Below are 12,834 nucleotides of genomic sequence, written 5' to 3'. Positions count from 1 at the left end.
TTCGGCGGCGGCGGCACCGCCGACACCAGCCGGAAGGGATGCGGCACCGGGGAGGGAAGCGACATTGCTCACACCGTCCACGGTACGGAGGCCCGGTCGGCGGCGGCAACGACGGAACCCGCCCTGTTATGTCGGACGTCCGAGTGGTTATCGATGGTGTCCGACCGGTTATCGGCCCGTAACCGAAGCGTCCGCGTTCCGGTCATGCGTAGGGTGAGGTATGCGCACGCTGCGGTCACTCCTGTTGATCCTGTCCGCCGTCGTCGCCCTGGTGGCGGCGGGATGCGGAAAGGACGACGCCACGCCGACACCCGAGCAGGTGAGCGGCGACTGGCACGGCAGTATCGAACTCCCCGGCCGCCAGCTCGCCATCGGGGTGAACTTCGCCAATGACGGCGAGGCCACCGTCGACATTCCGGAGCAGGGCGTGGCCGCCGCGCCGTTGACCGGGGTGAGCGCCGATCCGGACAAGGTCACCTTCAGCATTCCGGACGTCCCGGGCGATCCGAAGTTCGAAGGGACCTACAACCGCGACAGCGACACCATCGAGGGCGAATTCAGCCAAGGCGGACAACAGTTCCCGCTGCAGCTGACCCGCGGACAGGTGGAGGGTCCGGCGCGACCGCAGGAACCGCGGGCGCCGTTCCCGTACGCCACCGAAGAGGTGTCCTATCCGAGCGGGGAGATCACGATCGCGGGCACGCTGACCCGGCCCGAGGGCACCGGACCGTTCCCCACCGTCGTGCTGATCACCGGCAGCGGACCGCAGGACCGCGATGAGACGCTGCTCGGACACAAGCCCTTCCTGCTGCTCGCCGACACCCTCACCCGCGCCGGATACGCGGTGCTGCGCACCGACGACCGCGGCGTCGGCGGAACCGGCGGCAATCTGGAACACGCCACCTATCAGGAGCTCACCGACGACATCATCGCCGGGATGAACTACCTGCGCGGCCGCGACGATATCGACGCCCGTCGCATCGGCTTGCTCGGCCACAGCGAGGGTGGCTACCTCGCCCCGCTGGCGGCGGCGCGACCCGACAGCGGGGTGGCGTTCACGATCCTGCTGGCCGGTCCGGCGGTGCCGGGTTCGGAGGTGCTGCTGGAGCAGAACCGGCTCATCATGGCCGCCCAGGGGGCGACGCCCGAGGAAATCAGCGAGCAGATCGGCTTCGTGTCGGGCCTGATCGCCATCGTCCGCACCGGCGATCTGGAGGCGGCCCGCCGGTACGTGCTCGAGCACAACAACAGCCTCCCGGAGGACGAGCGCTCACCGGAGGAGGCCGCGGCGCAGATGGCGAGCCCGTACATGGCGGCGCTGCTGAACTACGATCCCGCCCCGGCACTGTCGGCACTGCGGGTGCCGACGCTGGCCGTGTACGGCGGCAAGGATCTCCAGGTACCACCCGCCCAGAGCGAAGGACCCATGCGGAATCTGCTGGCGGACAATCCGGATGCCACCGTCCACACCTTCGACGGGCTCAACCATCTGCTGCAGCCGGCCGACAAGGGCACGCCCGACGAGTACGCGGCCATCGAGACCACCATGGACCCGGCCGTACTGGACTATCTGTCGAACTGGCTCACCGAGCGGATGCCGCCGCGCTGAGTCGCGGTTCGGCGGTTTCGGCACTGGCGGCCGGGCCCCGACCTTGGGAGAGTGAGAAGGTGGGTATCTACGAAGACCGCATCCTCCCCCGCCTCGTCGACCTCACCTGCGGTATGCGGGCGCTCGATCCGCTGCGCGAGCGAGCCTGCGCCGACCTGCGCGGGCGGGTGGTCGAGATCGGGTTCGGCTCCGGCCGCAATGTGCCGCTGTACCCGAGCGCGGTGGAGTCGGTGAGCGCCGTCGAACCCGCGGATCTGGGCTGGCGGATGGCGGCGCGGCGGGTGGCGGCCGCACCCGTCCCGGTGGAGCGCTCGGGACTCGACGGGCAGCGGCTTCCATTCGCCGACAACACCTTCGACTCGGCGCTGTCCACGTGGACGCTGTGCACCATCCCGGATGTGCTGGCGGCGCTGGCCGAGGTGCGGCGGGTGCTGCTGCCCGGCGGCACGCTGCACTTCGTCGAACACGGACTGGCTCCCGATCCCGGCGTCCAGACCTGGCAGCATCGCCTCAACCCGATCCAGAAGACGGTGGCGGGCGGGTGCCATCTCAACCGCGATATCCCGGAACTGTTGACCACCGCCGGATTCGAACTCCGCGAGATGGACCGCTTCTATCAGGAGGGAGCGCCCCGACCCTACGGCGCGCTGTCGCTGGGCGTGGCTGTGTCGAACTGAAGCCGGCGGCCGCCCGGTGACGACACCGCGCCCCACGGACCCGGGCGAGACGCGTGGATGAGCCGCTGCGCTGTCTCCGTGATGCCCGTGCGCGTATGCACAGCTGCGACGCATCCCCGGCCGCTGCGGGCCGAGCGGACCCGACGGCGTGCGCCGGGCGGCGTGAACCGGCAGCGTGCGCCGGACAGCACGTTGCGGTCCGCTTCCATCAGAAGGGGGCGGCGCGGCCCTACGGCACGCTGTCGCTGGGCGTGACTGTCTCGAACCGAGCGCGGCCGCGCCCGATGACGGCGCTGAGCCCCGCGGACCGGGCGGTACGCGCGGGTGGGCAGGGCAGGGATGGTCGGGGCGACGAGCCCGTCACTGTGCGGACAGGCCCGCGGAGAGGGAGGCCAGTGCGCATTCGGGCGGGGTGGGGTAGATGAGGATGCAGGCGAAGCCGACCGGTTCGGCGGTGTGCGGGGCCGCCGGGAGTGCCGGCTCGGCGGGGGTCAGGGGGACGGCTGTGGCCGGGGCGATAGCGGCGAAAGGGGCGGCGGCCAGGGCGAAGGCCAGGGCGGCGATGCGGAAGCGGTTGCGCATGAGCGTGATTCCCAACTATTGAAATACAAACGTTTCGGAGCAGGGTACCCGTTGTCGCCGGCTCCGGCGGGGCGATCGCGGCGGGCGCAGAGCACTCCCCTTCGACCCAGGACTCGGAGTGACTCCGTGACGCTAGGCGGTGGCACCCCGGATGGCGATGTACTCCTGCTCCGGGCGGCCGGTACTGCCGTAGCGCAACTGCATGCGGACCTCACCGGAGGCGACGAGCAGGGCCAGGTACCGCTGGGCGGTGGCGCGCGAGACGCCGGTGACGGTGGAGACCTCGGCGGCCGAGAGCGGGGAGGCGGCGACTCGCACCGCGTCCAGGACCAGTTCCCGGGTGGTCGAGGAGGCCGCCGCGGCCGGGGCGGTCGGCGGCGTCGGACGCAGCGCCTCCAGGGCGGCATCCACCTCGCGGGCGGTCACCTCGGTGGCGGACAGGATGCGGCGGTAACGGGCATAACCGGCCAGGCGTGCGGCCAGGGCGGTGTGGTCGAACGGTTTCACCAGGTACCCGAGCGCACCCGCGCTGAGCGCGGCGCGCACGGTCTCGGCCTCGGTGGCCGCCGTGAGCACCATGGCGTCGAAGTGGATCTCGCGCACCAGGTCGATCCCCGAACCGTCCGGCAGATACACGTCCACCAGGGCCAGATCGAAGCTGTGCGCGGCGATCGCCGCCCGCGCCGCGGCGAGCGTGGTGGCGGTCGCGCCCACCGTGAATCCCGGTAGCGCCGTGACGATCCCGGAATGCAGGTTCGCCACCCGGAAGTCGTCGTCCACGACGAGCACATTCACATCGTCTCGGCCCACGCCACATCTCCTCTCACCAGCACACCCGGCATCCGGGCGATGAACTCGGCCCCCCGCAACCTCCCCGCCGTGCCGGCATCGGATACAGCGGCACCCGACTCGGCGGCACCGGCCACGGCACCAACCGGCCCGGCACCAACCGCTCCGGCATCGACGCACCGACTCCCGCGAGGCGCTGATGCACCCTGCCCCACGTCGCGGGCCCGGGCATCGCCCGACACGGCATGGTGCGCCTTCGCCGCCGCGGCGGGCGGTTCGAAGCGCGCGGGCCCCGCTCCGGTCTCCGCCAAGGGGCTTGCCCCCGAACTGGGTTCGGTGTCGCCACGCTCGAACCCGCCGGACAGCCCCGCGCCGAGCACGGTGCCGCAATCTCCCGGCTCATCGGCACCGCCGGGAGCAGCAGCACCGGTCGCGGCACCGCCGGGCACCGCAGCACCGGGAACGGCAGCGTCGGACACCGCAGCACCGGAAACGGCAGCGTCGGACACCGCAGCGTCGGGTGCGGTATCGCCAGCTGTGCGCTCGCCGTGCTCGGCACCGCCAGCCAGGACGGCACCGGGGACGGCACCGTCGGTCGCGACAGCACCGGGCACGTGAGCACCTGCCACACCATCGCCGGTGGTGCCGGCATGGGGCGGGGTGTCGCGGCGTGGGGAATCGCCGCGGGAGGGCTTGCCGTGTTGGGCGGGGTGGCTGGCGGGTGTGTCGGGGAGTGGTTCGGATTCCGCCCTCGGTGTCGCGGCTGGGCCGCCGAGGGAGGCGAGGCGGATGTCGCCGCCGTGGGCGCGGGCCAGTTGGCGGGCAAGGGCGAGGCCGATGCCGCGGCCGCCGGGGAGGCCGGAGTCGGGGCGGGTGGAGACGCCCTCGGTGAAGATGGCGTCGGCGAGGGCGGGCGGGACGCCGGAGCCGCTGTCGGCGACGGTGAGGTGCAGGGTCGAATCCTCTTGGACCAGTTCCACTTCCACCACGGCGGGCGGTTCGCCGGTGCGTGCCGCCTCGATGGCGTTGTCGAGCAGGTTGCCCAGGACGGTGGTGACGTCCACGGGCACGGCGAGATTGCCGTCTATCCAGGTGTTGGGGCCCAAGCGCAGGGTGACGCCGCTTTCGCGGGCGTGCGCGGCCTTGGCGGCGAGGAAGGCTTGCAGGTAGGGGTCGTGGACGGCGTCCATGCCGGGCAGCGCCGCGCCGAGCGGTCCGGACCCGAGCAGGTCGTCGATGTACTGCGCCGCCGCCGCGGGCCGATCGGTGTGCAGCAGCCCCGAGATCAGGTGCAGCCGGTTGGCGAATTCGTGACGCTGGGCGCGCAGGACGGTACTCATGGAGCGGACCGCGTCGAGTTGGCGGGTCAGCGACTCGATATCGGTGCGGTCGCGCGCGCTCAGCACCGCGCCGAGGCAGCGGCCGTCGCGGCGCACCTCCCGCGCGGTCACCACCACGATGCGATCGCCCACCATGGCCTGCACCGGCACCTCATCGGCGGCCCGGAAGACCTCGAGCACCCGCGGGGTGAGGCCGAGTTCATCGACGGCACAACCGGTTTCGCCGGTGATGCCGAGCAGCCGCCGCGCTTCCTCGTTCACCACGGTGACCCGCCAGGCGGTATCGGCCGCCACCACGCCCTCCCCGATACCGTGCAGCACCGCATCCTGTTCGCGCACCAGTTCGGCCAGCTCGCGCGGTTCCAGACCGAGCGTGAGCCCGTGCCAGCGCCGGGCCAGCAGCATCGAGCCGAGCACCCCGGCCAGCAGCGCGCCACCCGCCAGCAGTCCGGCCCGGCGCAGGTCGCCCAGAAGTTGGTCGTGCACCGCCGCCGTGGAGATGCCGACGCTCACCTCCCCGACGACGTGGGCGCTTCCCGGTTGCAGCACCGGAACTTTCGCGCGCACCGACTCGCCCAGCGTGCCGTGCTCCTGAATCACCACCTCGCGGCCCGCGAGCGCGCCGGAGGGGTCGGTGCTGACCCGCTCCCCCAGCCGCGTCGAATCCGGATGCGCGAGCCGGATCCCGGCCTCGTCGGTCACCACCACGAACAGCGCACCGGTGCGGGCGCGGGCGTCCCCGGCGATGCGCTGCACCGGCCCGACCGCGAGTTCGGTCTCCATCTCATCACCCGGCAGTGAGGTTGCCAGCGAGTAGCGGTACACCTGCTCGCGCAGCGCCGGCTCCGAGGCGACGGTGCGGGCGATCGCCAGCGCACGCTGCCCGTACTCGCCGGACAGTCGCTCGTTGCTGACGTAGGCGAACATGCCGAACGCAATGCCCAAGGTCAGCGTGACGACCACTACCTGGAGCAATACGATCTGCGTCCGCAGCCGCACCTCACCCACGAAGGGTCGGGTACGACGGCCGAACACACTCACCGCGCCAGTGTAGGCAGACCGGCGGGTTCGTATCGGGTGGCGAGCACAATGCGCACAACGCACATTTCGCGGGTTTGCACGGAATGTGCGAGCCCCGCTCCTCCGCTTCCGGGGCGTCGGCGGCGTCGCCCATGCCCCCGACGTGCGGCGGCCGCACCCGGGCGCGGGTGCGGCCGCCGGATCGACAGCGGTTGCGGACTAGTCCCGGTCCGGCCAACCGCCGTACGGCACGGTGATCAATTCCATATAGTGGCCGTTCGGATCCTTGAAGTAGATGCCGCGACCACCGTCGTTGTGATTGATCTCGCCTTCGTGCTGACCGCGCGGATCGGCCCAGTAGGTGATCCGATACCGCTCGATCTTCTCGTACGCGGCGTCGAACTCCGCCTCCGAGACCAGAAAGGCGTAGTGCTGCGGTTGAATCCCGGTGGGGATATCGGGCGGGACGTCGGCGAAGTCGAAAGTGACCCCGTTCGCCGCCCGGATCGGAATGAAGTGCCCGACCGGGGCACCCACCTCCAGACCCAGAATGTCCGCCCAGAATTCCGCGGATACTCGTTTGTCGGTACAGCCGACGATGGTGTGATCGAACTGAATGGGCAAAGGATTTCTCCTGTACTCGTGACGGTCCCGACCCCGGGCCGGTACAAGTCGACCAACGGGAGCACCGCCACGGGAACCAAGCTAACGCAACGAGATCGACTCGTTCAAGTGATCACGCACTCCGGCGCGAACGCCGCACGGCATCGGCGGTGAAGATCGCCAGCGCCACCCAGATGAGCGCGAAACCGGCCCACCGCGACGGCGGCATGTCCTCGTGCACCACGAACACGCCCCAGGCCAGCTGCAGACCCGGCGTGATGTACTGCAGGATTCCCATGGTGGACAGTGGAACCCGCTGCGCCGCCAGGGCGAACAGCAGCAGCGGCACCAGAGTCACCGGACCGGTGGCCATGAGCAGCGCGGTATGCGGGACGCTCGATCCGATGGCGGCCTGACCGGTCACCCCGAGCACGATCACCGCGGTCAACGCGAAGGGCGCGGCGACCAGGCCCTCGGCCGCCAGTCCCGGCAGCGGCTCCAGCCGGATCACCTTCTTGACCAGTCCGTAGGTGGCGAAGGAGCAGGCGAGCACCAGCGCGATCCAGGGCGGCCGCCCGTAGTCCACGGTCAGCACCACCACGGCCGCCGCGCCGAGCCCGAGCGCCACCCACTGCGCGGGCCGCAGCCGCTCCCGGAAGATCACCACCCCGAACGCGACCGTCACCAGCGGATTGATGAAGTAGCCGAGCGCGCATTCCACCACGTGCCCGGAGATCACCCCGCCCACGTAGACGCCCCAGTTGAGGGAGATGGCGGCCGACGCGGCCGCGGCCATGCGCCAGGTGCGCGCACTGATCGCGCGCAGTTCACGCAGGCGACCCGCGACCGCCAGCAGGGTGAGTGACACCACCAGGGTCCACAGAATCCGCTCGGCCAGCACCTCCACCGGTCCGGCGAAGGCGAGCAGTCCGAAGAAGGCCGGGAACAGCCCCCAGCACAGATAGGCGCCGCCGCCGAAGAAGACGCCGAGATCCCGGCCGCGTGCGGTGCGCGCCACGGGAGCGGTGTCGACCGACGTCACCTCGGGGTTCGCCCCGAGCGCCTCGGCGCCCGAGCCCGGTTCCGATACCTGTCCGCTCGCCACTTGCTCAACGTTAGCCTCAGCAACGACCCCGAATCATCCGGATTATCGGAACCGGCTCGCGGTCGGTCGCGCACGCCGCGGTGAGACGGCCGCCGATTTCCGCGTGCACGCGCTGGCGGACCCGTGCGCACGGGCAAATTCTCCCCGGCGTTCTAGGCTTGTCGGCATGTCGATCACCGCGCAGGCTCCCGAGAGCCCGCCCGCGCTGGGTCTCACCTCCGCAGAGGTCGAGCAGCGCCGCCGGGACGGTTTGACCAATGACGTGCCCGAGCGCGCCAGCCGTTCGGTGCGCGACATCGTGCGGGCAAACGTCTTCACCCGCATCAACGCCATCCTGGGTGTGCTGTTCATCCTGGTGATGGCGACCGGTTCGATCATCGACGGCATGTTCGGCCTGCTCATCGTGGCCAACAGCGCGGTCGGCATCATCCAGGAGGTCCGGGCCAAGAAGACCCTGGACAATCTGGCCATCGTCGGCCAGGCCAAACCGGTAGTGCGCCGCGACGGCGCCGCCGCCGAGATCGCGCCGCAGGAGGTGGTGCTCGACGACATCATCGAACTCGGGCCCGGCGACCAGATCGTGGTGGACGGCGAGGTGGTCGAATCCGAACTGCTCGAGGTCGACGAGTCACTGCTCACCGGTGAGGCCGACCCGATCGACAAGGCGGTCGGCGCACCGGTCATGTCCGGCAGCTTCGTGGTGTCCGGCAGCGGGGCGTACCGGGCCACCAAGGTCGGCAAGGACGCCTACGCCGCCAAACTGGCCGAGGAGGCCAGCAAGTTCACGCTGGTGAACTCCGAACTGCGCAACGGCATCAACACCATCCTGAAAGTCATTACCTACCTGCTGATTCCGGCGGGTCTGCTGTCCATCTACAACCAGCTGGTCTCCAGCGGGGAGTCGTGGCGGCCCGCGGTCAACGGCATGGTGGCGGCCCTGGTGCCCATGGTGCCCGAGGGCCTGGTGCTGATGACCTCCATCGCCTTCGCGGTGGGCGTGGTGCGGTTGGGACGGCGCAAATGCCTGGTACAGGAGCTACCCGCCATCGAGGGCCTGGCCCGCGTGGACGTGGTGTGCGCGGACAAGACCGGCACCCTCACCGAGAACGGTATGCGCCTGGCCGAGATCCGGCCGGTCGGTGCGGGCACCGGCGCTGGGAGCAACGGTGCTGGGGCCAACGGTGCCGGGTCCAACGGTTCTGGGACCAACGGTGCCGGGGCCAACGGCGATGACGAGCTGAAGCGGGTGCTGGCCGCCATGGCCGCCGACGATCCGCGGCCCAATGCCAGCGTGCTGGCCATCAAGGAGGCGCTGCCGGACACCCCCGGCTGGCGGCCCACGGGGGTCGCCCCGTTCTCCTCGGCCAAGAAATGGAGCGGCTTCTCCTACGGCGAGCACGGCAACTGGCTGCTCGGCGCGCCCGACGTCCTGCTCGACCCGGAATCCGAAACCGCCGCCACCGCACAGGAAATCGGCGCGCAGGGCCTGCGCGTGCTGCTGCTGGCGCGCAGCGACCGGCCGGTGGACGCCGCCGACGCGCCCGGTGTGGTGACCGCGGCGGCGCTGGTGGTGCTGGAGCAGAAGGTGCGCCCCGACGCCCGGGACACCCTGGACTACTTCGCCTCCCAGCACGTCGACATCAAGGTGATCTCCGGCGACAACGCCGTCTCGGTGGGCGCGGTGGCGTCCTCGCTGGGGCTGACCGGCGGCGAGCACGCCGTGGACGCCCGCAAGCTGCCCGAGGATCGCGACCAGCTCGCCGACGTGCTCGAGCAGCAGACCACCTTCGGCCGGGTGCGCCCGGATCAGAAGCGCGCCATGGTCGCCGCGCTGCAATCGCGCGGGCATACCGTCGCCATGACCGGTGACGGCGTGAACGACGTACTGGCGCTGAAGGATTCCGATATCGGCGTGGCCATGGGCGCGGGCAGCCCGGCCACCCGCGCGGTGGCCCAGATCGTGCTGCTGGACAACAAGTTCGCCACCCTGCCGTACGTGGTGGGCGAGGGCCGCCGGGTGATCGGCAATATCGAGCGCGTCTCGAATCTGTTCCTCACCAAGACCGTGTACTCGGTGGTGCTGGCCTTCCTCATCGGTATCGCGGGGGTGGGCTCACAGATCTTCGACTACGAGTCCATCGGCTATCCCTTCCTGCCGCGACATGTGACCATCGCGGCCTGGTTCACCATCGGCATCCCGGCGTTCATTCTCTCGCTCGCGCCGAACAACGAGCGGGCCCGCACCGGATTCGTGGGACGCGTGATGCGCCTGGCGATTCCGTCCGGCGTGGTGATCGGTGTCATGACCTTCATCGCCTATCTGCTCGCCTACGAGGGACCGGACGCGAGCGAGACGGCGAAGGTGCAGGCCGGGACGACCGCGCTCATCACCCTGCTGATCATCGCGGTCTGGGTGCTGGCCATCGTGGCCCGCCCGTGGGTGTGGTGGAAGGTGCTGCTCATCGGCGGCTCCGTCACCGGCTACCTCATCCTGTTCTCGGTGCCCTTCGCCCGGGAGTTCTTCAAGCTGGACCCCTCCAACGTCACGCTGACCACGACGGCCTTCGTCCTCGGCGGAATCGGCATCGTGCTGGTGGAGCTGGCGTGGTGGGTCAGCGCGCGGCTGCGCGGTGAGGCGCATCCGCTGCTGCCGGCCGCGCCGGGTGAGAAGGTCTGAGCCGGGACGGTATTCGCGGCGGCCGCACCGACGAACTGGTCGCATGGTTCGGCTCGCCGTGAACGCCCTTGTGCCAGGTCGTCATTGAATCGACGGGGTACTTTGGGCGGCATGGAGGTTCTCCTGCATCAGATCGACGCGTTCGTCGACGCCCCCTTCTCCGGCAATCCGGCCGCGGTCATGCCGCTGCTGTCGTGGCTGCCGGACGACCTGCTGCAGCGGCTCGCCGAGGAGAACAACCTCGCCGAAACCGCCTTCTACACCTCGGCGCTACCGCCGGAGGCCGGGGCCGCGCCGGATAACGCGCCCGCGTTCCACCTGCGCTGGTTCACCCCGGCCGTGGAGGTGGATCTGTGCGGACACGCCACGCTCGCGACGGCCGCGCAGATCCTGGAGGATATGCATCCCGGCTCCGACCGCGTGCACTTCTACACCCGCAGCGGATGGCTGCGGGTGGACCGCGCCGCCGACGGCGGTCTCGTCATGGACCTGCCCGCCGTCACCTCCCGGGAACTCGATCTGACCGCGGAGATCCCGCGCGCACTGGCCAAGGCCATCGGAGTGCGGCCCATCCGTGCCCTGGACGGCACCGATATCGTGCTCATGGTCACCTCGGAACTCGAAGTGCGCGAAGCACATCCGAACTTCGCGGCCTTCCCCAGCCTGCACCGCGGGGTGATCGTCACCGCCGCGGGTGAATCGGTCGACTTCGTCTCCCGCTTCTTCGCCCCCGGAGTCGGCGTACCCGAGGATCCGGTCACCGGGTCGGCGCACGCCCAGCTCACCCCGATCTGGAGTGCCGATCTGGGCCGCACCGCCCTCACCGCGCGGCAGCTCTCACCTCGGGGCGGAACCCTGGGCTGCACACTCACCGGCGACCGGGTGCAGCTGACCGGTCGGTGCCGCCGTTACCTGGACGGGGTCGTGCGCCTGCCGGATTGACGCCGGTTCAGCGCGTGACCACGCGTTCGGTCAGGGTCAGCAGATCGGCGGCGGTATAGCCCGGATAGCCGTGCAGGACGGTGCGCCAGTGCTCCGGAATGGCGGCGGCGCCGTGACGGGCGCCCAGCAGACCGCCCGCGATGGCGGCGGTGGTATCGGTGTCACCACCCGCGCGTACCGCCAATTCCAATGCGCCCGGCAGCGTTTCGTCGTGGGTTATGGCCCACCAGGCGGTTTGCAGGGCGTGCACCACCCAGCCGTTCTTGGCGAAGTCCGCCGGGGTGCCGTGTTCGGCCTTGTCCAGCAGCGGCCCCCAGAAGTCGGCGTCCACGACCGACAGCGCCTCGCGCACACCGTCGTAGGTGCCGTGCAGCACCGCGTGCCGGATGGCCAGCGTCCACAGCGCGCACGCGTCCATGGCGTGCGGGTCGTAGTGGGTGAGCGAGGACACCATGCGCGCCGCCAGCACGCAGTTCTCGGCATCGTCGAGGTAGGCCAGCGCCACCGGCGCGGTCCGCATGAGCGAGCCGTTGCCCGCCTTCAGCCCTTCCAGGGTGTGGGCGCGGACGCGCATGTCGCGGGCGGTGCCGTCGCGCCATTCGAGCACCGCCCGCGTCTGATTCCCGATGTCCTTGGGCCGCGCGTCCCACCACGCCACGAATTCGGCCGCCACCGCGTCGAGCCCGGCCTCCTCGTGCAGATTCCCCGCCTCCGCCGCCGCCCGGGCCACCGCGACCGCCATGGCGGTGTCGTCGGTCCACTCCCCCGGCTCCCAGCGAAAGGTCCCGCCGCCCTTCATGTGTACGGCCACATCCGGCCCCGGATGGGTGAACTCGTATCCGGCCCCCAACGCGTCCCCCGCCGCCGTCCCCAGCAACACCCCCGCCGCCCGATCGGCCTGCCGCGCGGTCAAATCCATAACCCCAACCTCCACTGGCGAATCCGAGTTCCACCCCACTGTGTCACAGCACTCCGACACCGCCCCGTCCCGGTGCCAGCCGGTCAGCGCTGCAACACCGCGACCAGGACGATGGTGAGCGGAATCAGCACGGCGGCGGCGATTATCGCCGCGTACACGCCCGCGCCCGGTCGCTCGCACTCCCGGAAGTCGGCGGCCCCGGCGCTGTAGATCGTGCGCGGGGCGGCGTAGTAGAGCCACACCGGACCACGCGTGGTGTCGATATCGAGCACCGCCCGGCCGACCGACCACAGCGCGTATTGCGACCACAGCTGCGCACGAAACCGCCCGACGGGCACCATGATCCGATTCTCCCCGGGCCGCAGATCGAACCGCAGACCGGGCGCGAACTCGACCAGCATCGGCGCGCTCCCGTGCCGCAGGCGAATCGGCTTGGACGCCACCACCGTGACCGGCACCCACGGCGGTGGCTGCGGGCTGCCCTGAGCTCTCATGCGCTACCTCCCGCGCCGATGCTATCGCGCCACCCCTGAGACCTCGAGGCGCGCACACCCCTGAGACCTCGAGGCGC

Annotated in this window: 11 protein-coding genes; 4 read left to right on the top strand and 7 right to left on the bottom strand. The window is 70.5% G+C overall.

From position 1 onward, the window contains the following. The first annotated feature begins 220 nt into the window (after window positions 1-220). Both FOH10_RS08630 and FOH10_RS08625 read left to right on the top strand, forming a co-directional pair. Window positions 221-1,609, top strand: a complete 1,389-nt coding sequence (locus tag FOH10_RS08630) for an alpha/beta hydrolase family protein (protein WP_143980323.1) — start codon at window positions 221-223, stop codon at window positions 1,607-1,609. Window positions 1,610-1,668: 59 nt separating this feature from the next. Further along, on the top strand, window positions 1,669-2,286 hold the full coding sequence (locus FOH10_RS08625) for a class I SAM-dependent methyltransferase (protein ID WP_143980322.1): 618 nt from the start codon (window positions 1,669-1,671) through the stop codon (window positions 2,284-2,286). 360 nt (window positions 2,287-2,646) lie between these two features. Here the strand turns inward: FOH10_RS08625 and FOH10_RS08620 are convergent, their stop codons facing one another. From FOH10_RS08620 to rarD, 5 genes are all read right to left on the bottom strand, one after another. Then, window positions 2,647-2,868 carry a hypothetical protein gene (locus FOH10_RS08620; protein ID WP_143980321.1) on the bottom strand — a complete coding sequence of 74 codons (222 nt, stop codon included), beginning with the start codon at window positions 2,866-2,868 and terminating at the stop codon, window positions 2,647-2,649. 132 nt (window positions 2,869-3,000) lie between these two features. Then, entirely contained in the window at window positions 3,001-3,678 is a 678-nt protein-coding gene (locus FOH10_RS08615; RefSeq protein WP_143980320.1) for a response regulator transcription factor, read from the bottom strand. After that, window positions 3,660-5,996: a sensor histidine kinase gene (locus FOH10_RS08610; RefSeq protein WP_143983950.1), complete on the bottom strand. Its 2,337-nt coding sequence runs from the start codon at window positions 5,994-5,996 to the stop codon at window positions 3,660-3,662. Before FOH10_RS08610 ends, FOH10_RS08615 begins: the two co-directional genes overlap by 19 nt. 240 nt (window positions 5,997-6,236) lie before the next feature. After that, a complete protein-coding gene (locus FOH10_RS08605) occupies window positions 6,237-6,641 on the bottom strand; it encodes a VOC family protein (protein ID WP_143980319.1) in 405 nt (134 codons plus the stop codon). 112 nt (window positions 6,642-6,753) lie between these two features. Continuing rightward, complete coding sequence (gene rarD, locus FOH10_RS08600) at window positions 6,754-7,638, bottom strand: EamA family transporter RarD (protein WP_143983949.1); 885 nt, start codon at window positions 7,636-7,638, stop codon at window positions 6,754-6,756. A gap of 253 nt (window positions 7,639-7,891) precedes the next feature. Between rarD and FOH10_RS08595 the strand changes: the two genes are divergently transcribed. Continuing rightward, window positions 7,892-10,402 (top strand): HAD-IC family P-type ATPase, encoded by a 2,511-nt coding sequence (locus FOH10_RS08595; protein WP_143980318.1) that lies wholly within the window; start codon window positions 7,892-7,894, stop codon window positions 10,400-10,402. 111 nt (window positions 10,403-10,513) lie between these two features. Next, window positions 10,514-11,344, top strand: a complete 831-nt coding sequence (locus FOH10_RS08590; RefSeq protein ID WP_143980317.1) for a PhzF family phenazine biosynthesis protein — start codon at window positions 10,514-10,516, stop codon at window positions 11,342-11,344. 7 nt (window positions 11,345-11,351) lie between these two features. On the opposite strand, the gene FOH10_RS08585 is transcribed toward FOH10_RS08590, so the two are convergent. Both FOH10_RS08585 and FOH10_RS08580 read right to left on the bottom strand, forming a co-directional pair. Then, window positions 11,352-12,263, bottom strand: a complete 912-nt coding sequence (locus FOH10_RS08585; RefSeq protein ID WP_143980316.1) for an ADP-ribosylglycohydrolase family protein — start codon at window positions 12,261-12,263, stop codon at window positions 11,352-11,354. An 83-nt stretch (window positions 12,264-12,346) separates the two neighbouring features. After that, window positions 12,347-12,757 (bottom strand): hypothetical protein, encoded by a 411-nt coding sequence (locus FOH10_RS08580; protein ID WP_143980315.1) that lies wholly within the window; start codon window positions 12,755-12,757, stop codon window positions 12,347-12,349. Window positions 12,758-12,834: the final 77 nt, after the last annotated feature.

It is taken from the genome of Nocardia otitidiscaviarum (assembly GCF_007362295.1).
Taxonomy (GTDB): domain Bacteria; phylum Actinomycetota; class Actinomycetes; order Mycobacteriales; family Mycobacteriaceae; genus Nocardia; species Nocardia otitidiscaviarum.
This window is presented reverse-complemented; position numbering and strand designations above follow the sequence as displayed.